Annotated in this window: 38 protein-coding genes and 2 pseudogenes; all 40 read right to left on the reverse strand. The window is 49.3% G+C overall.

The window, feature by feature from the left end; all coding sequences use genetic code 11:
• Positions 1-1,585 (reverse strand): annotated as a pseudogene (locus ACTWJ7_RS00005) (hypothetical protein); the annotation flags it as partial.
• A complete protein-coding gene (locus tag ACTWJ7_RS00010) occupies positions 1,586-1,963 on the reverse strand; it encodes a Gp15 family bacteriophage protein (protein ID WP_443145015.1) in 378 nt (125 codons plus the stop codon). It abuts the pseudogene before it with no gap.
• A 298-nt stretch (positions 1,964-2,261) separates the two neighbouring features.
• On the reverse strand, positions 2,262-2,714 hold the full coding sequence (locus tag ACTWJ7_RS00015) for a phage tail tube protein (protein WP_443145016.1): 453 nt from the start codon (positions 2,712-2,714) through the stop codon (positions 2,262-2,264).
• 9 nt (positions 2,715-2,723) lie between these two features.
• A complete protein-coding gene (locus ACTWJ7_RS00020; protein WP_443146322.1) occupies positions 2,724-3,017 on the reverse strand; it encodes a minor capsid protein in 294 nt (97 codons plus the stop codon).
• Between the two features lie 208 nt (positions 3,018-3,225).
• Positions 3,226-3,498 carry a hypothetical protein gene (locus ACTWJ7_RS00025; protein ID WP_443145017.1) on the reverse strand — a complete coding sequence of 91 codons (273 nt, stop codon included), beginning with the start codon at positions 3,496-3,498 and terminating at the stop codon, positions 3,226-3,228.
• Position 3,499: 1 nt separating this feature from the next.
• Entirely contained in the window at positions 3,500-3,694 is a 195-nt protein-coding gene (locus ACTWJ7_RS00030) for a hypothetical protein (protein ID WP_443145018.1), read from the reverse strand.
• A gap of 132 nt (positions 3,695-3,826) precedes the next feature.
• A complete protein-coding gene (locus ACTWJ7_RS00035; protein WP_443145019.1) occupies positions 3,827-4,192 on the reverse strand; it encodes a hypothetical protein in 366 nt (121 codons plus the stop codon).
• 4 nt (positions 4,193-4,196) lie between these two features.
• Positions 4,197-4,505, reverse strand: a complete 309-nt coding sequence (locus ACTWJ7_RS00040; protein WP_443145020.1) for a hypothetical protein — start codon at positions 4,503-4,505, stop codon at positions 4,197-4,199.
• Entirely contained in the window at positions 4,505-4,636 is a 132-nt protein-coding gene (locus tag ACTWJ7_RS00045; protein WP_443145021.1) for a hypothetical protein, read from the reverse strand. Before ACTWJ7_RS00045 ends, ACTWJ7_RS00040 begins: the two co-directional genes overlap by 1 nt.
• Before the next feature lie 97 nt (positions 4,637-4,733).
• On the reverse strand, positions 4,734-5,687 hold the full coding sequence (locus ACTWJ7_RS00050) for a major capsid protein (protein WP_443145022.1): 954 nt from the start codon (positions 5,685-5,687) through the stop codon (positions 4,734-4,736).
• A gap of 26 nt (positions 5,688-5,713) precedes the next feature.
• Positions 5,714-6,295 (reverse strand): phage scaffolding protein, encoded by a 582-nt coding sequence (locus tag ACTWJ7_RS00055; RefSeq protein ID WP_443145023.1) that lies wholly within the window; start codon positions 6,293-6,295, stop codon positions 5,714-5,716.
• 118 nt (positions 6,296-6,413) lie between these two features.
• On the reverse strand, positions 6,414-6,635 hold the full coding sequence (locus tag ACTWJ7_RS00060) for a phage minor capsid protein (protein WP_443145024.1): 222 nt from the start codon (positions 6,633-6,635) through the stop codon (positions 6,414-6,416).
• Positions 6,532-7,701: a phage minor capsid protein gene (locus ACTWJ7_RS00065; RefSeq protein ID WP_443145025.1), complete on the reverse strand. Its 1,170-nt coding sequence runs from the start codon at positions 7,699-7,701 to the stop codon at positions 6,532-6,534. The genes ACTWJ7_RS00060 and ACTWJ7_RS00065 overlap by 104 nt, the downstream gene beginning before the upstream one ends.
• Before the next feature lie 337 nt (positions 7,702-8,038).
• Positions 8,039-9,043 carry a hypothetical protein gene (locus ACTWJ7_RS00070; RefSeq protein WP_443145026.1) on the reverse strand — a complete coding sequence of 335 codons (1,005 nt, stop codon included), beginning with the start codon at positions 9,041-9,043 and terminating at the stop codon, positions 8,039-8,041.
• Positions 9,044-9,154: 111 nt separating this feature from the next.
• Positions 9,155-10,489, reverse strand: coding sequence for a PBSX family phage terminase large subunit (locus tag ACTWJ7_RS00075; protein ID WP_443145027.1), 1,335 nt, complete (start codon positions 10,487-10,489; stop codon positions 9,155-9,157).
• Positions 10,482-11,279: a terminase small subunit gene (locus tag ACTWJ7_RS00080; protein WP_443145028.1), complete on the reverse strand. Its 798-nt coding sequence runs from the start codon at positions 11,277-11,279 to the stop codon at positions 10,482-10,484. The genes ACTWJ7_RS00075 and ACTWJ7_RS00080 overlap by 8 nt, the downstream gene beginning before the upstream one ends.
• 228 nt (positions 11,280-11,507) lie before the next feature.
• Entirely contained in the window at positions 11,508-11,816 is a 309-nt protein-coding gene (locus ACTWJ7_RS00085) for a hypothetical protein (RefSeq protein WP_301880966.1), read from the reverse strand.
• A 4-nt stretch (positions 11,817-11,820) separates the two neighbouring features.
• Entirely contained in the window at positions 11,821-11,934 is a 114-nt protein-coding gene (locus ACTWJ7_RS00090; protein WP_443145029.1) for an Acb2/Tad1 domain-containing protein, read from the reverse strand.
• Between the two features lie 222 nt (positions 11,935-12,156).
• Positions 12,157-12,324, reverse strand: coding sequence for a sigma factor-like helix-turn-helix DNA-binding protein (locus ACTWJ7_RS00095; RefSeq protein WP_443145030.1), 168 nt, complete (start codon positions 12,322-12,324; stop codon positions 12,157-12,159).
• A 5-nt stretch (positions 12,325-12,329) separates the two neighbouring features.
• The gene (locus ACTWJ7_RS00100) at positions 12,330-12,716 is read right to left on the reverse strand and encodes a hypothetical protein (protein ID WP_443145031.1); all 387 of its coding nucleotides are present in this window, start codon (positions 12,714-12,716) and stop codon (positions 12,330-12,332) included.
• 23 nt (positions 12,717-12,739) lie between these two features.
• Positions 12,740-12,964: a hypothetical protein gene (locus ACTWJ7_RS00105; protein WP_301880970.1), complete on the reverse strand. Its 225-nt coding sequence runs from the start codon at positions 12,962-12,964 to the stop codon at positions 12,740-12,742.
• 3 nt (positions 12,965-12,967) lie between these two features.
• Positions 12,968-13,369, reverse strand: a complete 402-nt coding sequence (locus tag ACTWJ7_RS00110; RefSeq protein ID WP_301880971.1) for a RusA family crossover junction endodeoxyribonuclease — start codon at positions 13,367-13,369, stop codon at positions 12,968-12,970.
• Positions 13,370-13,677: 308 nt separating this feature from the next.
• Positions 13,678-15,999 (reverse strand): AAA family ATPase, encoded by a 2,322-nt coding sequence (locus ACTWJ7_RS00115; protein WP_443145032.1) that lies wholly within the window; start codon positions 15,997-15,999, stop codon positions 13,678-13,680.
• Positions 16,000-16,019: 20 nt separating this feature from the next.
• Positions 16,020-16,127, reverse strand: a pseudogene (locus ACTWJ7_RS00120) (PriCT-2 domain-containing protein); the annotation flags it as partial.
• Between the two features lie 18 nt (positions 16,128-16,145).
• Positions 16,146-16,532, reverse strand: a complete 387-nt coding sequence (locus tag ACTWJ7_RS00125) for a DUF3797 domain-containing protein (RefSeq protein ID WP_443145033.1) — start codon at positions 16,530-16,532, stop codon at positions 16,146-16,148.
• 130 nt (positions 16,533-16,662) lie between these two features.
• Positions 16,663-16,968: a hypothetical protein gene (locus tag ACTWJ7_RS00130; protein ID WP_443145034.1), complete on the reverse strand. Its 306-nt coding sequence runs from the start codon at positions 16,966-16,968 to the stop codon at positions 16,663-16,665.
• Positions 16,965-17,270, reverse strand: coding sequence for a hypothetical protein (locus ACTWJ7_RS00135; protein ID WP_443145035.1), 306 nt, complete (start codon positions 17,268-17,270; stop codon positions 16,965-16,967). The genes ACTWJ7_RS00130 and ACTWJ7_RS00135 overlap by 4 nt, the downstream gene beginning before the upstream one ends.
• Before the next feature lie 38 nt (positions 17,271-17,308).
• Positions 17,309-17,842 (reverse strand): hypothetical protein, encoded by a 534-nt coding sequence (locus ACTWJ7_RS00140; RefSeq protein ID WP_443145036.1) that lies wholly within the window; start codon positions 17,840-17,842, stop codon positions 17,309-17,311.
• A gap of 29 nt (positions 17,843-17,871) precedes the next feature.
• A complete protein-coding gene (locus tag ACTWJ7_RS00145; RefSeq protein WP_443145037.1) occupies positions 17,872-18,000 on the reverse strand; it encodes a hypothetical protein in 129 nt (42 codons plus the stop codon).
• A 14-nt stretch (positions 18,001-18,014) separates the two neighbouring features.
• A complete protein-coding gene (locus ACTWJ7_RS00150; RefSeq protein ID WP_301880975.1) occupies positions 18,015-18,266 on the reverse strand; it encodes a hypothetical protein in 252 nt (83 codons plus the stop codon).
• Positions 18,267-18,268: 2 nt separating this feature from the next.
• Entirely contained in the window at positions 18,269-19,849 is a 1,581-nt protein-coding gene (locus ACTWJ7_RS00155; RefSeq protein WP_301880976.1) for a DEAD/DEAH box helicase, read from the reverse strand.
• A gap of 10 nt (positions 19,850-19,859) precedes the next feature.
• A complete protein-coding gene (locus ACTWJ7_RS00160) occupies positions 19,860-20,456 on the reverse strand; it encodes a hypothetical protein (protein WP_443145038.1) in 597 nt (198 codons plus the stop codon).
• A 29-nt stretch (positions 20,457-20,485) separates the two neighbouring features.
• Entirely contained in the window at positions 20,486-21,586 is a 1,101-nt protein-coding gene (locus ACTWJ7_RS00165; RefSeq protein ID WP_443145039.1) for an ATP-binding protein, read from the reverse strand.
• On the reverse strand, positions 21,586-22,893 hold the full coding sequence (locus tag ACTWJ7_RS00170; RefSeq protein WP_076328793.1) for an AAA family ATPase: 1,308 nt from the start codon (positions 22,891-22,893) through the stop codon (positions 21,586-21,588). The genes ACTWJ7_RS00165 and ACTWJ7_RS00170 overlap by 1 nt, the downstream gene beginning before the upstream one ends.
• Before the next feature lie 15 nt (positions 22,894-22,908).
• Entirely contained in the window at positions 22,909-23,064 is a 156-nt protein-coding gene (locus ACTWJ7_RS00175) for a DUF6877 family protein (RefSeq protein ID WP_443146323.1), read from the reverse strand.
• Between the two features lie 150 nt (positions 23,065-23,214).
• Entirely contained in the window at positions 23,215-23,466 is a 252-nt protein-coding gene (locus ACTWJ7_RS00180; protein WP_301880982.1) for an AbrB/MazE/SpoVT family DNA-binding domain-containing protein, read from the reverse strand.
• A gap of 43 nt (positions 23,467-23,509) precedes the next feature.
• Entirely contained in the window at positions 23,510-23,701 is a 192-nt protein-coding gene (locus ACTWJ7_RS00185) for a hypothetical protein (protein ID WP_278297921.1), read from the reverse strand.
• A 15-nt stretch (positions 23,702-23,716) separates the two neighbouring features.
• On the reverse strand, positions 23,717-23,926 hold the full coding sequence (locus ACTWJ7_RS00190) for a hypothetical protein (RefSeq protein WP_443145040.1): 210 nt from the start codon (positions 23,924-23,926) through the stop codon (positions 23,717-23,719).
• Positions 23,926-24,444, reverse strand: coding sequence for a hypothetical protein (locus ACTWJ7_RS00195; RefSeq protein ID WP_443145041.1), 519 nt, complete (start codon positions 24,442-24,444; stop codon positions 23,926-23,928). The genes ACTWJ7_RS00190 and ACTWJ7_RS00195 overlap by 1 nt, the downstream gene beginning before the upstream one ends.
• Before the next feature lie 39 nt (positions 24,445-24,483).
• Positions 24,484-25,101 (reverse strand): BRO-N domain-containing protein, encoded by a 618-nt coding sequence (locus tag ACTWJ7_RS00200; RefSeq protein ID WP_443145042.1) that lies wholly within the window; start codon positions 25,099-25,101, stop codon positions 24,484-24,486.
• Between the last annotated feature and the right edge of the window lie 16 nt (positions 25,102-25,117).

Consider the following 25,117-nt stretch of genomic DNA (forward strand, 5'->3'; position numbering starts at 1 on the left):
CTGCAATAAGTGGCATGTTGGTGACAAAGGCGTTCTTCACCTTCTCCAGACTCGGCAACCAGACGTTTTCCCACAACTTAATGGATTGATCCGTGGAATTCCGGAATGTCCGATCCAAGAAATCAAACGTCCATACGATCTGCTTCGCAATAACAGGAGCGAATGATTTAACGAATCCAGTAACGATTTTTGGAATAAAGTCACCCAAAATGTATTTGGCCATCGGGACAAGAACCTTGTCTTTCAGGTCCAAAAACGTCTTGCCCATGTTGGATACCGATTGACGAATAGGAACCATCATATCAATGAACGGTTGCAGTGCCGGCCGCATTTCGCCCCAGCCCGAAGAGATATACGCCCAGGCTTTTGAAAATCGGGATTTGACGTCTTCCAAGAACGCCGCCACTTGCTGCTTGATAGGATCGATCTCAATTGAAGGTGTGCCCAAGTCCAGGTCACCAAATCCGGCCATCGCACCCAGACCGCCTATTCCAGCGCCTGCGCCCTTAGCTTTTGACCCTGCATCATCCAGAGCGGACGCCGCGGATTGGGCTAGTGTATTGAGCTGGTCAAATCCGGCCAAGCTGCCCTTCATGTCTTTTCCGGCTTTCTTCGCCTTCTTGCCTGCCTTCTCAGCCGCTTTCCCTGTATCCTCCACGGCAGGAGCTGCCGCCGCTGCTGCATCACCCATGCCGCCCATCGCATCCGTAGCCACAGTCATTCCGGCGCCGCCTGCATTTACAGCATCACCGAACACTAATTCCGTGAATGCTTTGAAATAGGCTGCTGCAACCTGTAGTTTGGCTATGATCCAGTTGAGCCCTTTCAGGATCGGCGTCAGGATGTTAATGAATCCTGCACCCATAGTGCCCTTGAAGATGTTCCACTGTTCCGACATCATACGGACTTGGTTCGCCCAGCTCTGACCGTTACGGGCAAAGTCGCCCTGAGCATCGGCCGTAACCTGTAGCAAATAGCCATACCGAAGCATGGCCTGTTCCGATTGCGTCATGGCTAACCAAGACTTGGTGATGCCCTGTGACATCGCGTAGGCTTCCATGTTGACCACAGACATGTTTACACCCAATTGCTTGAGTGGTTCTGTCTCCCCGACCATACCGCTAAATACTTTGTAATACGCTTCGTCAGTACTCAGGTTATAAAAAGAAGCCATGTCAGCAGATAATTCCGTCAATTTAACGGACATCTGTTTCATGGCTTCACCTGTGATACCTGACGACTTGAGCATGGCCCCCATCGTCGATGCATATCGTTTACCCGACAACTCGGACAGACCGAACGACTCGATCAGGTTGGATGACCAGTTGTTAATCTGGTTGGTCATTGATCCAAACGTGACGTTAACCACGTTCTGGACCTCTGCCAAGTCGGATGCCAGATTTATGGCTTCCTTCCCGAACTCTTTTATGCTATGAACTGCGAACGCTCCAGCAACAATCCCGCCCAGTTTCTTAAATGCCCCGCCAACAAGGTTGGTAGCTGTACCAGAGATACCATTGAGTTGCTGTTGGAAAGCTCCGTAGTTCAAGCCCAAATCTAAATCTATGCGGCCTGCGCTTGACATTTACCCACCCCCAAACATCCGGGCCATTGCCGCTTCCATATTCTTCATCTGCTGATCAAGCTTCACTGGGTCATCCAGTTTCTTATCTGCTTGCAGTGTTCGCCATTCCCTGTGAATGCGGCGCTGATCTGCATTGAATCCCTTAATTGTCTTCGGGTCCTTCTCCGCTCGGATCGTCACAATGCTGCCCAGCGGCGTATCAGGCATTAGGCCACCAACCAATGTACAAAACTCTTCCCACGACATATCCCCGTGCTGCCTGATGCGGATGCCGTACTGTTTGGCAAGGCTGGCTTCAATTAAAGACCAGTCCTCGCGCAAATCGTACCAGTTTTCCGGCGCGGCGCTATTGTCGAAATCGGGCAGCGGCTTCCTCATAGGATAAACCCTGCATAGCTGCAACCAGACCAGACATAAGCACCTTCAAGTTTTCAACGTTCATTTTCCTTACACCGATTTCAGTTACGGCTTTCTCACCCAAAGACCCTTGAATTGCGTTCAGAAGCCCTTTCACAGAAGCGTCATTTGCCAGTTCTTCAAAGCCCAAAACAGCTTCAACAGAATTGTTAATTGGATACTTTTTGTTTCCAATCTGGATGGATAGCTACCTCGTCTTTTGCAAATTTATCTGTAAGATTAATAATGTTGGCCATCTTAAAATCCCCCTTGGTTTGAATTATGGTGTAGTTGGTGCTTTATCAAATTCCGGCTTACCGTCAGACAACAATTCAAATTCCAGACCGTCAATGTTGGTCGAATCGCCGCCTGCTGGCGTGGTCAGGTTAATCACGCAATCCATAGTCAGCTTCGCGCCGGATGGCATGGTCCATTCAAAGATGGTTTCAACCTCTTGCCCAGTACCCAACATCAAGCCTGCAACATAGTCGTTACCTAGATCGCCATAGTTCCGCTTGCCGCTGAAACTGAACGATAAGGATTTACCTGTTACCGCACGTCTTGTCCAGCCTGCCTGATCCATGGAACTCCACTCTTCGGTGTTACCGTCGATAGCTGGCGCGAAATTCTCCAGATCCTTGATCATCACCATTTCTGAATCTGTAGAAGCCCGGCCTTTGATACCCACTTTGAAAATATTGTTATGAACCGGAAATACGCCCGTTGTCGCCATTCCATTCCCCTACCTCTCGTAATAAATCGTTGTCTCAATCACGTATTCATAAATGCCTGCATCGTCAGTACCCACATCAATCGGCCATGGCGTGCGCATTTCAAAGGCAATAACGCGGTGCCCTGATATATCGCCATCAGAACGACCAAATAGCGCAGCATAGACCTCATGGGCCTTACGCTCCGCTGTATCTGCATTCTTTGACCAGTGAACCAGGATGGATATGGACTTGCTGGCATAGCTGGTATTCTCCAGCCCTCCGATGGCAATGTAAGGTTGTCCAGTGTTCAGGTTGTAAATCACCAACGGATTGTTCCTTCTTGCCGTCGATCTTACCAATGTACCAATTTGGGGAATCGATCTGCGTTTTCAGCCAATCCCGAATCTCGGACAGTATCATTTGATGAACCCACCCCCAAACTTCTTGACCAGCTTTTCAAACGTTTTGCGAATCCAACCTTTCTGTTCCTTCTGCCAAGCTTCCAGCCATAGCCCTTGGGCGTTGGCGTTCTTATCTCTGCCTGAAATTGTATTCTGGATGCCAGTAAAGACGGCGCGCATATGGCGTGTCATAGACAATCTTGACCTTGCCCTTTTTGAGCCCCGTAGTATCTACCCAGGCACTACGTTCCAGCTCACCTGTTTGCTTTGGCACGACCTGAGCGTTGGCAATCTCGGTCAGGATGCTTTCTGCTTTCCCGTTGGCGACTTGTTCCAACGCCTTGATCGGAGCCTGGCTTAGATCCCGCATGGCCTTGGGATTCATGGTCACTTTAACCTTCATATCAACTCAGCTCCAATTCGGTAGAAAATACGCTGCCGTCTGGATGTTGTGGCCGTGATGCGCTGAATATGATCCGATCAGTTCCACCAACCCGGACAAAACCCTCAATCAGTTCTCCAGGTAATATGTCACCACGGATAATCACCTTGCCGGACAGCGTAACCAAACGGCGCTCCTTATCCAACTTCTGGCGCATCTTCTCGTCATAGCAAACGAGCCCGTCAAAGATTAGATTCCTCGACAGGCTCCCCATCTTCTGACAGTTTGGTACGAAACACCTGAACAGGTGTCTTCAATATCCAATGTGGAAACGGAAACTTACCCCGCATCAACATAGCCCCCTATTCATCAACCCTGTGGCTCTCAGCAGGTTTGTAACACCTTCGGTAGTCTTAACCCCTCCAGCACCTTCAACGGCCTTAAATGACAAGCTCACGCTGCCTGCTGAGTATCCAGAGAGTGGGAAGTCCAAGTAATCCCCATATTGGAACTGAAAATCCGCTTGTTGACATACTGCCTTGACCACATTCCCCCGCTGAAAGGCTGTCAGGCCGTCCAGGCTACGTTGCACGATGCGATTATAGGTCAGGCTGTCTATTTGGTCGGATGCCCGACTGAGAGCCTTGTTCAAGTCCTCAGCCGGGATCATACCGATTCCATACAGTTCATACTCATCAGCCGTGGCATAAGCCATAGGATCACTTCCCAGTTTCAGCAATCTCAGCCTCAAGCGTTTCAGCGTCTTTCTCTGCTGCGCCCTCGATCCCAAGATCCGTTGCTCTCTTACGCAGAGCCTTCAGTCGCTTCTCTGCCTCTTTCTTCTCAAGCTCAGCGGCCTTTGCAACCTCGTCTGTCTGCGGATCCGATTCAGACCGATCCACCGTGTAGCCCTTCCCCTCAAACCACTGCAGCAAATGCTCGTCGTCCGTTTCCCCAACACCATTAATAAACATGATGCTGGCTGAAAGTCCCGTATAATGCTCGTTTGGTGCAAATACCTTAGTCATCAAGCGCCGCCTCCCTCTTCCGGATCATCCGTTGCCGGTTCCGGATAATTCGGTTCCAAGGCATCCGGCGTCACTGTACCTATGCGTTCAGTGCCTCGTGGAACCTCGTAACCGTCAGCTGTAGGTTCCAAGGCGTCCGGTGTTGGACTGCCCTGGCGTACGCCTACGTCAGTACCCGTTTACATACCCGTTCGGGATATCGTCTTTATACTTCATCCTAGCCCCTCCTTACTGAACTTTGATCTTACGCATAACCCCGGCTGCTTTCGTTGCTTTCAACGCAACAGCGGAAACCATCTCGACCTCGCCCTGTTTCACTGCACCTGGAGTTGTGAAATCAGGCAACCAGGTACGTACTGGTGGTTGACCCGCCATCGATACTCCGTGGAATCCATCCAAGCCAAGGCGCACAATGTACAGCGAAGTTTCGCCGGATGCATTCGTACCAACAACAGGATCATTCGATCCGGATTTAGCTCCGAGATCCACGAGTGGGGTTGTGCCATAAAACTCTACCTGATTCCCGAACTCGTCCTGTTTCGCCATGTACATGCCAGAGCGACGAGCAACGGCTCTGATCCGTGCGATCATTTTCAGGTTCCCCATGATAGCCGACGGCGTTCCATCCAATCCCATCAAGAACTCGTCCAGTTGGTCCAGGAACGATTTATAGTTAGAATCCACAGCTGTAGAAGAAGAAAGGTCAATCGCCGCTGTCGGGTTGTATTCCGTGCTGGAACCGGTCAGGGCTTTGTCCAATCCATCAAACACTTCATCATCCACAGCGCTGTCACCATTGATTACCGTATCGTTGAACAGAGCCTTTGCAGCCTTGATCTTCTGCTGCATTTGGAATTCTGTTTCACTCACGATGCCACCCATGCCTGCAATAACGCGGTCGATCCCAAACGTTCCACCGAATACTTTCAGGTCAACCGTGTAACGTTGCTTCTTAACCTCTTGTGCAGTGTATTCGCTGTTAACTGCCCGAAACTGAGCTGTTGGCTGCGTAATCGCTCGTGTATAGCCATAGGTCAATGTAGCACCGCCGCCTGTTGGGGAGACCGCATCATCAAAGGTCATATTGTCCAACAGATAGTTGTTTTTCCGAAATTCATCAATAACGCCCAGTGTAATTGCGTCTTGTACGTTTTTCTTTGCTTCGCTCAATGTAATTGCCATGTAAAATCACTCCTTGTTTTAATTGCTTATTTATTTTGGAAATGGGACGAAATCGCATCTTTTAAGGATACAGCCGCTCCTGGTGGATTCGGATTCCCACCACCGCCAAGCTTAAAACCACCAGCTCCGCCGCCTGCTTCTTTGTTCTCCTCTTCCTTGAACAGATAGGCATCAGATGTCTTCAATCCTGTTAACTGCTCATCAAGACCAACAATCTTGCCATCGTCTCCAAGGACCAGCTTCGTCTTATCGATCAGACCTGTTACAACTTTTTCGTTATGAACCTTACCCGCCAATGCAGCCGCAATGGCATTGCTGATCTTGACTTCCTGCAGATCGGATTCATATTGTGTCTTGGCTGTCTGATTCTCGGTTTTCAGCGTCTCGATCTGTTGTTTCAGATCTTCAGACAGTCCTGCGGTTTTGCCTAACTCTGCGATTTGCTTATCACGATCAGCAACGTCCTTCTCCGCTTTGCTCTTTGCTGTGTTTACTTCATCAAATCGGGTCTTAGGAATAAATCCTTTCAACTCATCTTGAGAAGCAGTAGCTGCTTTCTCCGCTTGCTCCTCCGTGAACCCCAATGCAATAAACTGTTCCTTGTTCATATCAATTGCCTCCCTATTCGTCTTCGCTTATTACCCGGTCGCGTCCGGTGACGTCCTGTTCTTTTACGCCGACAGTACCGAAACGGCTAACAGGCCCCAGCAGTCTCAGCTAGGGCCTTCAAACTCTTACCTTCTCCCGTTTGGGATCTCTACGTAAGTAATCATGTTCCTTCAGGTGAATCCGCAATTGGGCTTGCCACTGTCTAACCTTGGCCTTGTAATTCGCCTGGTTTCCTTCATCCACACTGCCCGCTTCCAGGCGCTTGTACTTGCGTATCTGGCGTTCCATGTAGCGCTGTTTCTGCTCTGCCTGGTAGTTGGCCAAAGCTTTCTGCATCATCAGCAGGCTTAGGCAGTGAGCTGGTCCCCACAATGAACGTAGTCATGTTATGGCGACAGTTCGGATGGAACAAACCAGCAGCAATGGCGGTACTCAGAAGCGGATACTTGCCATCAGCTTCGGTCCCGCCTGAATAAACGTCATCAATGAACACTTTGCCCTGATATGGCAGGCACAGCTTCGAACAGTTGGCGTGTGATGATATCACCACAGTTCGGATGCCGAGCTGATCCCGTTTGGCACCCTCTCCAGCAAACACTGCACGCTGGGAGGCAGTACGCAACGCCATTTCAGCATAACTGGCAACGTTGACTCTACGGCCATTGGCGTACGTGATGGAGTCGAATCCCTTTTCCAGAAAATCCTTAGTAGCCCGGTCAATAGCCTGATTCAGCGAAGCCGCTCCACTGTTCAGGTATACCTGGGATTTGTAGATGGTCTGTCTATACACATCATCCGCTTGTCTCAGCATGGCGTGGCGGGCTAATTGCAGATTGTTCTCTGCTGCATCTGCGAGAGCGTTAACCCGCTTCTCGTTGATCTTGAAGAAGCTACGGTCTGAACCATCTTCAGCTTCGATATCCGGCTTTTTGCCCGTGATCTTGTTCCACAAGCCCTTGACTGTGTTCACAACACGATCAGCCCCGCGCCGCCAGGAGCCTTTGACCTCTTCCTCTGCGGCCTTCTTCACTTCCGGCTCATACTTCTTGGATATCTGGCGTGTCTCCTTGCGGTACTGCTGGATGTCTTGCAGCTTGCGTTGTTGCCACTGCTCCCACTCTTTGCCCTCTCGTTCCTCGTCATCCTTGTGACGCTGCAGGTTACGCTGCATGGACTTGATCAGATCCATTTCCATGTCGCTGAAGATCTGGCGGATGTCATATTTCTTCTTCATGCTCTCATCATCTTCGTCGTCATCTCTAGGATCCGGCGGGTCGTCCCGTTTCAGAGACGGTTCATCAAAGGTGATCCCCTGTTCATCCTTCAGGCGTTTAACCTCTTCAGCCTTCTCATCGTCAGTCCAGGTATCGCCATACATCTCTTCCACCGCACGCTCTACGCTCATCACACCAAACGTCCTGGCCTTGCCTACTGTCTCAACCACGCTGCCAAAGTCTGGCGCAGCATACTCACCAAACTTGACGGATGCTTCATATTCGCCTGGCTGTTTGGCTTCTGCAGCGTGTCATAGCACCTTCAGATACCGTTTCCACCAGCTCAGGGCAATGACCTCGTTCAGCGCAGTCAACAATCTTCCCGCGTGTGTATAGCGTGGCTTTCTCCTTCTCGCGCTGCGCTTCAGCATTGTCGGTCTTCTTCAAGTCAATACCCAGCGTGCATGGCGACATAACGCCCTGCAAGACACATATCCAAGAGCGCTGGCATAAGACTCAACAAACGCCTCATACAGGATCTGCGGCTGCAACATAGGTTAATCTGGCCTTTACCTTCCTCAGCCAAAGGAGCATGCCAGTCTTGATGAACTGGTTATCGAACGGGTTTGGCCGTAATGGTGCCCCTGTATTCGAATCTCTCGGGATCATGTCCTCTGGGATGTACTGTTTCACTCGCCCCGATCGGATCGCATCCACCCACTGGCTGACTACCTCGTCCAATGCATCGAAGTTGTCTCCCTTTGTTTCGAAAATCGATTTCCCGCGCCCCGGCCATTTCGTCGATTTGAACACCATCAGCGGAACGGCCATCAGGAACTTCCCATCATACGTAATTTCCGGAATCAGGCCAGCCGTATCCGGCAGCGTGTTCAGCGGAACCTCTTTGCCATAGGCATCCAGCAGACGGGTGTGAACGTAACCAAGCCCAAACACCTCTTCCAGGCGGTAGTCCTTTTCCTTCACCCGGTAGTCTGTATAGAAAACAACCTCATGGAGCCTGCCACGCTTCCGCCTGTACTCGACCTGATCTCCGCTGTAAAACTCAATCAGCGGGTACTTGCTCACATCCGGATCAATCGAAATCTTGAACGCCCCGTCACCTGTTACCAGCGCACCTGATACCGACTCTGGCAGCAGCTCCTCAAAGTCGTTATCTTTGGCAATCTCTTCCCACTGCTTCGTGGCCTGTTCATTCTGTAGCTGAATGCTATCCAAATCTGCAACAACGATATCCGCCAATCGATCCGCAATCATAGCCGGTAATCCGGAATGGATCTTGCGAATCGACATATCCTCGCTTGGCACGGCTGCCCAGAATCGCGCTCTACTCACACTGTCGAATGCAGCCTGCTTGTAGAACTGATCCAGCTCGGACGCATCTCCCCTGTACCACAACTGGTTCCGCAACACATTGGTCTGATATCCGTATGGCTCCCGAATGGTGAACGTCTTATTATCCGGTGCTGGTTGAATCCTCAATATCTTCATGACCATATTCTGAAACCACCCCACTCTCACCACTCCTATCTACTGCACATGCTCCATCGCAATGCGGTAATTCAGCAGCCTTGCAAAGACGCAAAAATAGGCAATCCTTACACTGTCCGTCTGCCTTGAACATCCTCATACCTCCAATCTGCGCTTGAACGGCTGCACGGCATATTCACTACTATCCAAGCAGTCAACCGGGTAACTGCCGTCATCCGTCCGGACCCATTCGCCTTTCTGGCGCTCCTTCTCATCCCATGTCGCATTCTCTAGGGCTTCCTGCCACTGCTTTAGATGGGCCATCACCTTATATCTGCCCTGGTTGATGAGAATAGTTGTGAGCCGGATCCGGTCCACGATGCCCTCTTTCTTGTAAGCAGGCACAACCGGAATGTGTATACCCCGTCGCCTTAGCTCATTTGCCAACGCCTGTCGGAACAGTTTGTCAGCAGATTCAGCAAAAATATGAGCGCATGACAAAAAGGCCGGATAGGTTTCCGACCATTCGACGATCTTATTCACGACTTCCTTGGCGTACCGGTCATGCGTATAACCAGACTCCTTGCCCTGCTTATGGTAATAGCCGTCCAGTAGGATGACATCTTTATACCTTGGCGTGAATCCGGTCAGCGTTGCCACCGTGGCGTCAGTACCCCCAATGTCGATACCTATGGAGAACTCAATATACCGGAAATCCTTAATATCCTTACGAGTAACAACAACTCCCGGCTTAGTGTATCCCGTGTAGATCCGCCCTGTGGCCGCTGTTCGCTTACCCAAGATATCAGCTTGATACCACAGGCTGCCTTTGTCATACGTGGATAGCGTGGTCTTGAGACGGTCGTTAGGGATAGACAGGTTATCAAACACGGTAAAGTGTTCGTAATTGTATCCGGTATTCTCTCCAAGCTTCAGCAGCTCGTCCTGGTAATCCAGAATGTCACGGTAGAACCAGTGAGAAGGGGGTTTAGGATTCAAATCGAAGAACAGTTGCCTGAAGCTACTCGCCAGTGTCCGGTCAAAGACCTCTTGCACGAACGACTGGTGGCACTCGTTGACCTCGGTAATGTACACCGTACCATACGAATTACCTTTGATCCGGGCAGCGTCATTGGCTTTACCACCACCTGCGATTATGACCACTTTCTCACCGGTCTTGGTCTGAATATACAGTGCATCCCGGTTCTTGTACTCTCCCTCACGGCAACGCCCTGCAAATAGGTGCTGGAGCCCAAAGCCGTTCGAGTCTATGGCGTTCATCTTCGCTGCAGCCAAAGAAACACCCGCAACCAGATGCAGCTTGTCCGGATGAACCTCTAGGCACATCGCATAAGCAATCAGGTTGATAATGTTTTTCCCTGCCCGCTTACCGCCCTCAGCTACGTTCAGCCAGGCGTCTTTACTTCGGGCAATATAACTGGCCTGTTTTTGATTAAACGGCGCATACGGGATCAGAGCGGCCTCAGTCATCGTCCATCACCCGTTCAGCTACCGGATTATTAATCATATCAGCCAAAGCCACGATCTGAGCGCTTGGATTGAAGCCGTCTTTGTCCGGAACCTTCGATTTCAGCACAGCAACACGGGCTTTCTGCTCCTCGGTCATGTACCCAGCATACCGATCCAGCATCTTCAGGGCGTCCATCTTGTCAGCAAGCTTAACGGTGGTCCCACTCTTGCCTATCTTGATTTCACTGACAATCGCCCCATCCACCTCGTCTGCATTCTTGAAATCGACGAAGTTGATTTGCTGCGTGATCGGCTGGCCCTCTCCATCCTGGCCAACGGTTATTTCCTTGCGACCAAAGTCCACGAAATCCGTGATATCCGCAAAGGCAATTTTCATGTACTCAGCAATGATCCGTTGAATGTCCAAGCCCAGCGCCTCGGTATACATTTCCTTATGTCGCTGGATCTCCGCATGCACTTTAGGATTTCTTAGCGTCTCCCATCCAACCACATGCGCTGAACGTTTGCTATAGCCCGCTGCCATGGCTGCGCGTGTGATGTTGAAGTCTCTCAGGTACTCCATAATGAAAATGCGTTGCTTGTCAGTCAGCTGGCTGTCCTCTGAGACTTTCGGCGCTGCGTGTTGCAACGTTGCAACGTTGCGTTGCGTCGCGGCTCCTCGTAGCCAGTTCTCTCGGTTCTTGCGGCTACGGATCGTTGAATCCTTGATGCCGTATTGCTCAGCAAGCTCCTTCAGCGTTAAATTGCTTGTCTCAAACAATCGTCTAATCTCTTCCCAGTTCGGCGTCAATTCATCTTCACCACCTCCGCTATTGTGTTTGTATGTAAAAGAAAAAGCACCCCGAAGGATGCTTGGTTTACTCTTCTTCTTTGGAACACTTCTCACAAAATCCAGTTAACGCATTTTCATCTTCGTAAATAGGTCCGCCACATTTCGGACAAGTTGATTCTACTTTGCTCATGCTATCATCCACCTCCTGTCAAACACAAATTCGACAAAAAGGGATGTTTTTCCTCTTTAACAACGACTCCGTGCCACCTGAAGAACCGGCTTCCGGTTCAGAACCTGGTGCCTCATCGGTAATGTCTTCGGTAGATCCCGCAAACGAAGCGGCTTCTTCTTCACAGGCTGCTCTTCCGTCTGCCTGAACTCCTGAATCTGTTCCCACATTTTAGCGAAGACTTCATTGTTTGCTGCAAAGGAATTCATTACGGAAATGACAGCATCCTGCAGCCGTTTGCTTAGTTGATTTATAAAATCGAGAACAGCAACCTTCTGCTGATCCGTCATCAAATTCCAATCTGCAAGTAATCTGATCCGATCCATATCGCTATTCATTCCGTGCAATAGCCGCGTTCGCCCAGAATACAGCCTGCTCCAAGTTCGTCATCGCAAGCGACTGTTCACGAGACTTCGGCGTCTGCTCGTCAATCAATTCAGCCAACTCCTTCCCCTTAGCCCGGATAGCCTCGTACTTCGCCGGTTGACCTTCTTTGGGGAATGGTAGCTGAAATTGTTTTCAATCTGCGGATTCTTCATGAAATTGACCTCCTGAATAATTTTGTGAAACGCAAAAAAGAGCCCTCCGCAATGGAGAGCCCTGTTATAGACAGACTTATGGTGTACATGTTGTACGGCACGATGTACGGCAGTCCGTACGGCAAGATCACAAAAATTCTTTTGAAATCTTGTCTTTAGCCCGGTCCACATAGTCCTGAACCGTTCTCTTACTTAGGCCTAGTTTAGACGAAATCTCCAGAAGCGTCAACCCCTGAGCCATATGAAGCAGGAAACATGTCCGCTCCCGATCACTCAGGGCCAACAGTGCATCCACCAGCTTCAGCCGTTCAGCATCGGTGATCTCCTGCCGGACAGCTTGATATAGATTTCCCTTTGCCGATACACGTCGGTAATCTCAGCTCCACGGCGGCTGCCTGGCCGTCTCCCGCGTTTTAACCACGTCAGGGCATATCTCATGTCCGATAACATTTCAGAGACCGTATCCGCCTCTTTCGCCTCCTGGAGATCATTCAGATCCAGACTCTTCCGGTAATTATCCAAGGCTCGGGAATCCGTTGCATATTGACTGATCAGCGTCTCAATCCACGTTGCTTTGGTATTAATCATCTCTTCCCCTCTTTCGTCCCAATCCATCTCAAACGTAATCTGCTCTGCCGTGAAGCCGCAGCTCCTGCACACATGCAGATCCGGCTGGATCTCGCGCATATCGCTGCAGCACTCCGGACAGATCAACCTGCCTGCCTTTGTTTCTCGTATACTTCCTCCAGCCATTCAATCATCATGACCATTTGCTTTACGGCCAGTCGGTTATCCTCGTACTTCCTGCAGATCGCACCAGCAGAATCTGCAACCCACTTCCAGAAGTCAGGGCTCTGCATCCCGAACTGTCTCGCTGCATCGTTCACACCCTGGGTCCACAGGAACATGTCCCAGAAGAATGCTTTGTAGTCCATGGCCTACAGCTCCTCGATCTTGACGTAAATGCCTGGATGATCAGCCCAGAACTTCTCGATGATCTCACTGGCCACAATGGCGTCATCTGTCCAGAATCCCAGATCAGTCATAATATCAAACGGCAACTTGTTCAGGTTGTGTGTATCTGGCTTTGTCTTTTTCCACTCTCCGTCGTAATGCTTGCTACCCTTCGTAATCGGGAACAGCCACTTTACAATCACACGCAGCGCACCCGTATATTTTTTCTCAGGCACATGCTGACCCAAGTGAGCTGTTAACTTCGCACGAGCTGCCTTCAGATCATCTGGTTCGTAAAAGACAGGTTTGCCATTCACAATCGTTACCTTCTTCTCCTGGTGCGTCGCTGTCGGTGGTTTCATCGGCATAAAGAATTCAGTCACCATCGTAATCAACACCTTGCCACTTTGCTGTTTCCGGATTATAAAACGTCTTCGACTGTTTGAACTGATCCACAAGATTCTTGTATCGCTGGCTGCTTTATCAACCACTGAACAACTCGCTTCTGAATATCAAATTTCATCAGGCAGTTTGTGATAACCAGGAGGCATCGTCTTACCAATATCCAATTTCTTACTTCTCTTGAAAAGCATTTGCCATAGTTGTTACCTCCCATTTTATTCCATCTCATTTTGCAATAGCGTTAAATAATCAGGGAGGGGAGGATTTTGTACCCCTTCCCTTATCCTTATTATTATTTAATAACAGGGTCGCCGCCGCGTGTTGCGGCAATCAGGACGTACCTAAATCCCCGCAACTTTTCGCGGAATTGCGGCAACCATGTTTCGCAAGTTGCGGCGACCATAAAATGATGATCATTGCCGCAACTTTTTGCGGATTGCAACCACCATAAATTTATGGTCTCCCCGCAACTTTCATTAATCCTGCTTCCTCTTCTTTTTTGACGATGCGGAAGCCCATGGGAACGATCAATTTCATATCCATATTTCTTTATCCAATCTCTGACGGTACGCTCGGCCACTTCTTTTCCAGTAGATCCGTACCAAGACATGACATCCATTAAAGTCGGAGGTTCACCAAAATTACAATTGTTCACGACATCCTCAAACTCTTCCGCTTTGGTCCGACGTTCCTGCTTTAGCCTTATCTTTTCGTTTGCCGGAAGCCTTTTGCCAATTGCCGGCTTTGAATTTGCTTCATTGTCCGGATCGATGTCCTTCAGGCTGCCCACGTCATCGATGCGGTGAACCGGATACTGGAACCACATGTTAACTGGCTTGAACTTGGCATACTCCCGAAGCGTTCCCTCCACACGCCACGCTGAATGCCCGTGTACGGTTTCAATGACACGATCGATCTGTGGTTTGATATTCGCCATAACGCCTGGAATTGCACGCTTGGCGTGGTCCTCCATAGCCTTCGCACTGAGCTGATCATCCTGGGATATATGCTCCTGCAGGTATGGTGGGTTGTACTGTTTGAAGAGACGCAGGTACATCGAACAGATCGCCTTGTTCTCTTCCTGATTCCGCAACGCTTCCGGAATGTCCAGTTCCACCAAGTCAATCAGTGCATCCGGATCCCGAGCGAAAACGCCGCTACCACTTGCCCGGTCCATGGACTTCTTGCCGCCCTGAGAACCCTTAGAGTGATGATGACAGTAAATAACGCTGGCGCCCAGCTCAGTAGCCACTTTGTCAAACTGATTGGTGAAATGGGCCATCTGGTCCGCGCTGTTCTCGTCACCTGTCAGGACCTTATAGATCGGATCGATAATGACAGCAATATAATCTTTCTTTGCAGAACGACGAATCAATTTAGGAGCCAGCTTGTCCATCGGTACCGTCTTACCCCGAAGGTTCCAAATATCGATATTTCCGATGTTCTTCGGCGGTAGCCCAAGTGCCTGGTACACATCCTTGAACCGATGCAAGGCGCTGGCTCTGTCCAACTCCAGATTGACATACAGAACCTTACCCTTAGTACACTGCCAGCCCAGCCACTTATCTCCCTCAGCCAGGGCAATACTCAGCTCGATCAGAGCAAACGACTTACCAGCTTTCGAAGGACCAGCCATCAGCATCTTGTGACCTTGCCGCAGTACCCCATGAATCAAAGGTGGAGCCAACACCGGCATGTTATCCCAATAATCAGTCAGGCTCTCCGGATCCGGAAGATCATCATTCACACCCTCAATCCATTCATGCCATTCCGCCCAACTTGCACGGCCAATATTGGTATCCACAATGAACTGCTTTTTCCCGTTACGTTCAACGCCTGGCATCCGTGAAAGCCTCGAGGGATTCCGATTCTGCTTATCAATGTTCAGACCGTTTTTCTTACAAACGTTATATAGGTAGTCAACCCGCTTCCGGTACTCGTCATAATCAGCTGCATCCACTTTCACAATAGCGTGAACACTCTTCCCACCACTGTAGACCATGACAGCGATAGGCAGCTCTAGTTCCCGCATGATCGCGTTCTGCTTTTCAATGTCCATCGTGTCCGATTCAACAAGTGCGTACCGGAATTCGGTCACGTTATCGTTCTTAACCCCTTTACCATCCAACGGGTTGAACCGGATCCACGCGCCGGCAGCTGCATCGTAATCACCCAGCACGGAACCGATATCATCACCACTCTGATTGAGCGCCTGGATCAGCTCACCTGCTGTCCGATCGTATGCCCCTTTGGTGGGCAGATACTTGCCTTCATCGTTCTGCCAAGTATCCGTTACATAGCCCACGTTCTCCGATGCTTCGAACAACGTCTGCAGGTATGTGGTGAGCTGCTGAATCGGATTCCATACGGCTGGCTCGTGGATTTCCTTACCTTCAATCCAGTTCTTATCGACCACAACATAATCTCCGCCAGCAATTTCATCATCCCAACCGAGTTCCCGATCCTCTCGACCTGCAGAACGTGGTACCCATCCGTTATCCTTGGCCATCTGTGTAATCGTTGCACCAGTAACAGGGATGCCGGATCCTTCAAAGGAAGTCCACTTTCTGAAGCACTCCCCGGACGGTACCGGCCGCTGTCCCGTTTGCTCCAATCATCCCAATCACTGGCCGTATAACCTTCATATTTCAATGCCATGCCGACATTGACCCATTCCTGGTAATCCAAGAACGAAGGATCAACGTGGTCCAACAGTGCCATAAGATCCAGTTTGTGCTCCATCCGTTTCACTACCTTTACTTAGATATTAAAAAATCGATTTTGATCTACCCAACATTTACCTTCAGGCGTATTAATAAAATCGTTCGTCTTCTCGGTATGGTTAATTCGCTTCACATGACCCAATTTCTGAAGCTTGTTCACATCGACATAGCCATAGAATCTGCCCTGTCTATCGTGGATCTCATAGACTCGTTTCGGTCCGATCGTTGCCCAGCAAGCAACCTTCAGATCGAGCAAAGGCTTGCCATCCTCGTCCACTTCGATGCTCCACCCACACTTACAACTGCGTTTGAAAATGTCGTCTTCAATCAGCAGGACACCTTCTCCGTCTCCCACCAGCTCATTACCACAATCAACGCACGCAGCGTATTTCCGCATCAACTTAACTGATTTCATTGCAAGCATTTATTTAACGCCTCCTTCTTGACTCTCAGGCTTATTGTCGTGTAACCACTGGTAAATCACTTTTAAAGCAGCCCCGCTCTATCTGGTGTTCTGCCCATGCTCAAAATGTCCGTCACTTGCACAAGTAACCTCATGACTCTGGTACAACGCTCAGCTTCATTTTTAAGCTCCAATTCGAGACGGTCAGCTTCTTCCTTGTGCTTGTGTAGAGCAGCACAGGCTGCATCATACGCTTCAGGTGTCGGGTATTTCCGAAAAGCTTCTTTACGCCACTTTTCTTTTCCGATACCGTGTGATCAAGTAAGGCAAGTACATCATCTATGATCTCATCACCATCGGTTGTAATTGTCATACCTGTGTCAAGCTGAACACCGAGACATTCCTCGCTTACAATCAGGGTGAATCCGTTGAGTAATTTGTATCGTCGTTCACTCAATCTTCGTCCACTCCTTCCCCACCCATATGAGGCATAACGCGAGCTCTAGGCAAACTTATAACTGCGAAAGCCCCGAAATCCCCCAATGCATCCTCGCCATTGATTGCATCCTCCGGAATCCATATCTCACATTTAATACGGTGATATCCTTTGTGTTTGCCACGTTTTGATGGACCATAAACTGATGCCATACCAGAGAATGGAGCAACTACATACATCCGATCATCCCGTGGGTTTTCCTCCATTGACTCTTTAAGGTGTGTGGGTGAAACATCAAAAAGTACACTTTTGTCTTTACTCAAATGTATCCGCTCCTTTGAAGGGGCCGGAGCCCCATAATCTATGCCAAGTGATCTGCAATGAAGAAGTTGCCCCAATCGTCCTTTTGAAGTGGCTCACCGAAAACTGCTTCGCGCACCTCATGAACCGATCCGCAATCATAGCAATCTACTGTCTTCTCTTCCGGAAGAATATAATGATTGCCTTTACCTCTGCATTTAGGATTCTTGCACCAGTAACGGCACTTGTAGTGGGCCACGCCGTCCTTGTACTTAATGCCAGTCACTTTATAGTCATCTACCTGCTCGTTTGTCTCAGAAGAATTGGAGATCACGTTCAGAGACTCTGAATCGATGTTTTGGTAAGCCTCGGCCAACTTTTCACCCAGTGAAGTTGAGAGAGTACGTTCAGAATGAATCATGGCTGGCTTCGTGACCCTTTTTGCATTCTCTATAACAGCATCTTTCAATATTTCTTTTACAGCCTGCTTACTCTTAATCGTGCTGGCCATGACCTTCGTCTGAATCTCAGCAGCAGGAGTTATATCCGAGGCAGATAACGGTGGAGAGATAGCCAGCGTCCGAAGTCGGCGCAATCACCTCAGGCTTGCTCTCCTCTTCACCTTCAAGCCAAAGGCTCCAAAGAATCCATCAATAACTGCTTTCGTTTCAGTAGAGCTCCAAGCTGATCCATTTCCAGTTCACCAGATAATTGTAATTGACCATTAAAAATGTTCATGCGTACCCAACTCATATATGATTGCTCCCTTATTGGTTATTTGAACGACGTTTGATGCCCACAATCGGCCCTGTGTAACCCGCTAGTTCAAGCTGCCGCTGTGCCTTGCGGAAAACATAATCAATGTTCTCGCCTTCCTTTATCTGCCCATCCGCTTCGAGGTGTTTATTGGGAATCCACACATTCTGGTTCGTGCCACCAAGCGTATAACGCTTAGCAGCACGCCCCTCATATTTCCGATTGATCAGTTCTAATCGAATGCCCTTATAGTCCTGGATCATCGTTACTCACCCCGGTACTGTTTCGGCTCAACACCTGCAGGTACTTTCCACCCGTTCCCGGCGATCCGATCAATCATCTTTTTGGCCGAGTCAAAGGACCAGGTACCCACATGTTCAAAACCTCTGCCTTCCAGGAAGCGGATCTGCTTCGGCGTAGTCAGCCCTTCTTCACGACGCTTGTCCAAGCGTTCCAGAAGCTTCGTCGCCTTGCCGGCATTATCGATTTGTTCTGGCATGATGCCCAGCTTCTCCAATGTTTTCACTTGAGCATCAGAAGGGGGAGCCTGTTCCCAACCGAACGATGGTACATAGCTGGATAAATCCTCAGCCTGGATACTCATTTCAAACTGCAGAGGATCCACCAGGGCACGTTTACGGCGCTTCATCTCTGCCAATTGCTTGGCCAAAGCTTCCTCACGCTGGGCAACGACATCCTCAGCTGCCTGCTTCTCCACGTCTTCCAGATCCAGCGCAATACCGGCTTCCTCGATCTGCTTGGTCATGGCCTGGGCAATCTCTTCATTTTCCGCAATGAGATGTGCTGGATGGCAAAGCTCGTGCCGCTCGGTATGCCACAGGAAGTCCAACAGCAGAAGTTCTGTCTTGCCAGGGAATAGACGGGTACCACGCCCGACCATCTGACTGTACAAGCTGCGAACCTTCGTGGGCCGAAGCACTACGACACAATCGACGCTCGGACAATCCCATCCTTCGGTGAGCAACATGGAGTTGCAAAGCACGTTATATTTGCCGCCATCAAAGTCTTCTAATATCTGTGATCGATCTTGAGAATCCCCATTTACCTCAGCTGCTCGGAACCCAATCGAGTTCAGAATCTGGGTAAATTTCTGACTGGTCTTCACCAGAGGAAGGAATACAACAATCTTTCTGTCTTTAGCTACACGAAGCATTTCCTCAGCAATGGAATCCAGGTACGGATCCAATGCGGTACCCAAGTCCTGCGTTTTGAAGTCGCCTGCCTGTTGGCCAACTGCTGACAAGTTTATCTGCAGGGGAATGGTCATGGCCTTGATCGGGCTAAGGAACCCGGACTTGATGGCTTTGGGTAAAGTGTACTCGTAGGCTAAACTTTCGAAGAAGCTGCCCAAGTTTCGCATGTCGCCACGATCCGGTGTAGCCGTAACGCCAAGTACGTTGGCTGTTTCAAAATATTGCAGCACTCGTTGATAACTGTCAGATAAACAGTGGTGCGCCTCATCAATAATAATTGTGTCAAAGTGATTTGCCGCAAATTGTTGCAGTCGTTTATCTCGCATGAGAGTTTGGATACTGCCCACAACAACCCGGTACCAGCTGCCGATTGATGTCTGATCTGCTTTCTCGGTTGCTGTTTTCAGTCCAGTAGATTTCTCCAACTTATCAGAAGCTTGATCAAGCAGCTCACCCCGGTGAGCCAGGATGAGCACACGCTCACCCAGCTTAACCCGGTCTTCTGTTACCTTAGAAAATACAATCGTCTTACCGCATCCGGTAGGGAGCACAAGCAACGTACGCTTGACTCCTTTGTTCCATTCAGCTTGGATGGACTGACGCGCTTCTTGCTGATAGGGTCTGAGTTCCATCGGTTACCTCCTAGAATTGACCTGGATTCCAGTTACCTGTTTGTTGTTGACCAGGAAATGGTGCGCTCTGTTGTTGAGCTGGTGGATTGTACTGTGTCTGTGGCTGATTATATTGCGTCTGTTGTTGTTGAGGTTGAGGTTGATAGGACTGTTGGCCCGTTGGCTGAGTGCCTGGTTGCTGAACCTCATCTTGAGCATAGAACGTCTTAATCTCATTGGCCGAACGCGGTTCACCTTTATAGGTATAATTCCGGATCTCAAGTTTCAAACGACCCTTACGTCCCAACGTAGCTGGCCAGTTCATTTTCAGCGGTTCACCTTTTCTCTTTAATCCAACCCCTGCGAAGAAGTTGGAAAGGAAGCCCTCTGTCTTACTGTGCAACAACAAGTTGTGGCTTAAAGTCACATCACCATGTTCCGGAGAATGAACGATAATCTCCATTTTCGCCTGATTGCAAGCAGGCATTTTTTCACTGCCGGCGAAACGTCCACGTTCAAATTTTGCTACCGTGAAGTTGTAGTCTCCAGGTGGGAGAATAGTGAAGCCTGTCCCTCCTTCATTGACAATCTCGTCATCCCAACCAAATTCTCTTTCCATTTGTGTCATGTATGAGTCCTCCTAATGTGTATTAAAATTTATGAAAACGGAATTTGTTTGTTCATATCTTGAACCATGCCGTACACTTGTTGCCAAGCTCCTACCAGGACACCATCCACAAACCCAGGGTCATAGTTGGCAATTGGTGTATCAATTGGGTAGTACCCCTTATTGCTCACCACAATCTGAATATCATTTTCTGTGACCTGGTACTGCAACATCAGATCGCGAAGCGATGCAGGGATGTTCGGATTCAGTCCCTGACTTGTATCTGCAACCTGTGCCGGAGCAGATGGCGCTGGTGTCTGTACAGTGGCAGGTGGCGGTGTAACAGGTTGTGCCGGCGGTGCTGCAGGTGGTGTGTTCACTGGCGGTGGAGTGACAGGCGCTTGAGAGGTGCTAGGTTGTACCACGCCATCAAAGATGTGTGCAATATGGCCATAATCCAACGGCAGCTCGTCAGGGAGTCCATGCCGGTTCTTCGCATCCCATGCAGGATGGTGAGTTGTGTACATGGTTCGGCTACCACCTTGCGCCTTATGCTTCTTGCCTTTCTCATCGGCAGCCACACTGAATGTCTTGTAATTGATGAACAAAACCATGTCAGCCCATTCTTTTACGAGTGGCGCTGTACGGCTTCCCGTCTTGGCACCGAGCTTGAGCTGGTACCGGTCATAGGCTCCCATTTCATCAGGCTGTTCAAACTTGATGATTTGAGCATGAGCGGTTAGCACCACATGGATTCCGGAATCGACTACATCCTGAAGGAGATTCAGGAAACGTCCAATTTCTTCGGCAACGAATACATATCCTTTGCCATACCCGAAGTCCTCGACACCACTTTTGTTGTGAATCGCGCATACACTGTTCACAGCCAGCATCTCCGCCCAGTCAATCGTGTCGATGATCAGAGTGCCGAATCGATTTCCCTGTTGCCATACCCATCTGACTTGCTCATTGAGCATGGTCCAGCTTGTGGGCTTGGGTACCCGATCGACATCCATTTCTGTTGTGGAACCTTCTGTATCAATGAATACGGGACGCGGGAAGCGACCTGCAAGAGATGATTTACCGATTCCCTCGGGACCATAGATGACAACCTTCTTTGCTTTCTGCACTTTTCCACTGATGACTTGCATCAGAACTCACCTGCTTTCCATGTTTTTGTTTCAGCTGCAGGCGGGGCGTCCGTTGCGATCGCTTGCTCCTGTCCAGCTACATAGCCGTCTTCGATAATAATGCTGCATTCATCTCCGGTGCTGACACGTGTTGCGATGGCCTGCAGGCCCTCTTGCTCAAGCCAAGCACCAAACTCGTTCAGCGTCTGCAGATCCATTTGCTCGAGCTTGTCCAGGAGAATGAAACCACAGTCTGGCTTCAACTTACGAACAATGGCTGTGGACACCTTCAGCTGATCAGATCCACTCATGTTATCCCAGCGCTGTCCGTTGTAGATCAGCTCACCATCATCCACTGACAATCCTTCTAGCGGAAGATTCGCATTGTTCAGCAGTTCTGCCTTTTGATCTCGGATCTCGTTGATCTGAGCGGTCAACTGTTCATATTGAACCCTGTAATCGCTGGCGTCTGTCTCGGCCTTGTCCTTGTCCAGGTTAGCTCGGACTTTTCGGTTAATCTCGTCAATCTGAGTAATATTCTGTTCCAGCTCAGTGGTTGATTGGTCATGCAGATCCAATGCGTCTTTCTGAGCGATACCCAGATCCGTCTGCAGCTGTGTGTATTTCTCCTGAGCAGCATTCAGGATTGCTGTCAGCCGAACGACTTCACGGCCTTGCTGCTCAAACTCCGCCTGGATCTGTGTCACACGTTGTCGCTTGAGTTGATTCTGGCCATTGCGTGCCAGGATCTCCTGTTGCTGACTGATTAGCTCTGAAGCAGAGACAGGTTCCTTCGGTGCATCTGTGAAGTAAGGCTGCTCTTTGGCAAATTTGGCTTTCTGGTCTGCAATCTGGCCAATGGTATGGCGACGACTGTAAACCTCCTGTTCCTGCTTCTCGAAAGCCTGAAGCTGTTCACCCACACCGATGATCCGGAGTAGAATGCTTGCCTTCTCTTTGTTGGTAGCATTCATGAACTTGGGAAGATCAATGGCCAACTCTTCCACAAAGCTATCCAGAAGTTGCTGACCGCCTTTCTGTCCATCCGGATCGATTACCTTCAGGTCAGAGTTCTTACCCTTCCGCTCGACTACCAGTCCGTTGGATAAGGTGAGTTGAAGATAAGGTGCCACCATCGATCCCTCACGGTTAGCTTGGGAAGGACGATATTTATTTCCACCAAGAGCCCATGCAATGGCATCCAGAACGCTTGTCTTGCCCTGGTTATTCCGACCACCGACGAGCGTAAGCCCTGCACTGGATGGCTCCATTTTTACTGCTTTGACGCGCTTTACATTTTCGATTTCGAGCTTATTAATTTTGATCATGGCGGTCACCTTTCTTTATTCAGATAAGAATCTGCGTGCAAATCGCAGTTGTTGTTCAATATAAGGGTCCGTTTCATTGCCACCAGAAGCTAGCCAGTCACCGATACGTCGATTGATGTCATTAAGAACAATGGTAGGTAGCCGGTGAGAAATCAGGGTTATTTCTTGCATTGGATTTATTTCTGTTGGGACGGGTTCTTGCTTTCCCATTTAGCTTGTCGCCTCCTTGGCGGCGGAACCGGCAAAGGCTTGTACACCTCACCGATCACCTTACCGCTATCGTCTGTGACAATATCCCAAGGGATATCTGATTTATAGAGGTCAGTGAACATTCTCAGCTGCCTGCTTAATGCAAGGTGTACAGATCTGCTTACCATGGAATAAGTTCAGACTTTCATCATTTCCGCAGAAGAAGCAGCCTGGTTGATACCTGCGAAGGATGATCTTGTCACCATCCACGAAGAATTCCAGCGGATCTCCTTCCTCGATACCGTGAACCCGGCGAAGCTCTTTCGGAATAACGACACGGCCCAGGTCATCGATGCGGCGGACAATACCAGTGGCTTTTAACATTGCATAATCCTTTCTGTCAGTGGTAAACTGACGGTAGAGTGTTTTAATTAAGTGCAGCTGACAAGGGGTAGGAGCCTTCCAGCTGCATTTTTGCGTGCAGACGATTACGATACGTGCGGTACTGCTTGTCTGCATGAGTAGCGACTTTTACATGGCCACTGCGACGCATCTGACTTGCAAGAGCCAAGTAAAATGCACATGCTGCTTTGTAATGCTGTTCTGTCATCAAGGGCAAGATTCTCACCTCCTCTCATTCGTCATCGTCATCAATTTTTACGGCATCGATGCATTGATCTGGATTGTCGCGCTTCGCAAGTCGTTTCTTCGCGGTGGGAGTTATCAGCCAGTAAATGTACGCTGCAGAAACACCTAGCGCCTTCGCACATTCATCAACGTTACCCGTAGCAATTAACTCATCGCCCCGGTAGACTGCATAAGCACTCTTCTTCGTCCGACTCATTAGCTGTTTTTCCTTTCAGAAATTTCAATATCGTACAAGTCCAGATCCGCCAAGATGCGCCGTCGTTGATTCCCGGTCAGCTTGTCAAGGTTCGCAGTCAGCCATTCCACTTGTTCCGGAGTTGGCTCGTCCCACATGAAGCAGTGGCAAGCTGAGTCGCCTGCTGGACCAGCCCATGTGCTACAGCCAAATTTGATGAAGTTGGGAACCTTGTTGCTGTCGCCATCGAAGAAGACTCCATATTGGGCAACCAATTTCATTGCCATCTCACGGTGCTTCCCGTAACCACAGTCATAGAACTTACCATCCGGAGCGAGAAACCCCGATACACCATATTTCGTTTGATCACCTGCTGTGATCGTTACAGCACCGATGGACTTCGCCATGCAGCTGAGCTTGCAGTACAGATCCTTGCCATGTCGTACAGCGATTTGGCCATCTACGATTTCAGATGCACATTCCTGACTAGCGCAGAAATCCATTACTTCTGGCGGTGCCAGGCTTGGTGATTTGTTCAAGTTATTAGCCTCCTTTATTCGTTGTTAGAGGATATAATTTTAAGTTGCATACCGATCATAAATCGTTTCACTCACCTTGATCGGTAGATCAAATTTACTCACAAGGCCCATAAGTTCAACAGTTTCATCAAGGATAGGCTGCCGATCTACAAGCATCTCAGGGGTCATGTGATTCTTTTTGACCATTTTCGAATGGCCATGTTTAGTTGAAACTGCTTTATTGGCAATCGTATTCGCTTTTATGAAATCAACTTGAACAGGATTCTTGATAGTCTTGCAAAGATTCGCCATCGCTGAACGTTGGTGATCCTTATCAAGCATTCGGAACACCTGAAATCCTTCAAGGCCAGTAGATTGACGAAGTGTTTTGATGATACTGAATACCCAGCGTTTGAACTCCTTTGCTTCCTTTTTACGGCTTTCAAACACCGTTTCATATATACCGTATTCGTTGACGATGAGCATTTCTTGTTTTCGGCTTAATGAATCTTCGACGGTATACTTTGAAAGTAGATCGTCGGATAAGCGCTGTTTAACTTTAAACGCCTTTAGCCCAAGTGCGTTTGCAACGTCAGCCAATACTGCCCACCAATCGCCAGGCACTTTTTCCACAAAACGAATTTCATGACCGAGCCAGTTTTCAGTGCGAATATTCATGTAATCGCCTCTCCTT

Source organism: Paenibacillus sp. 1A_MP2, from assembly GCF_052244825.1.
Taxonomy (GTDB): Bacteria; Bacillota; Bacilli; order Paenibacillales; family Paenibacillaceae; genus Paenibacillus; species Paenibacillus vandeheii.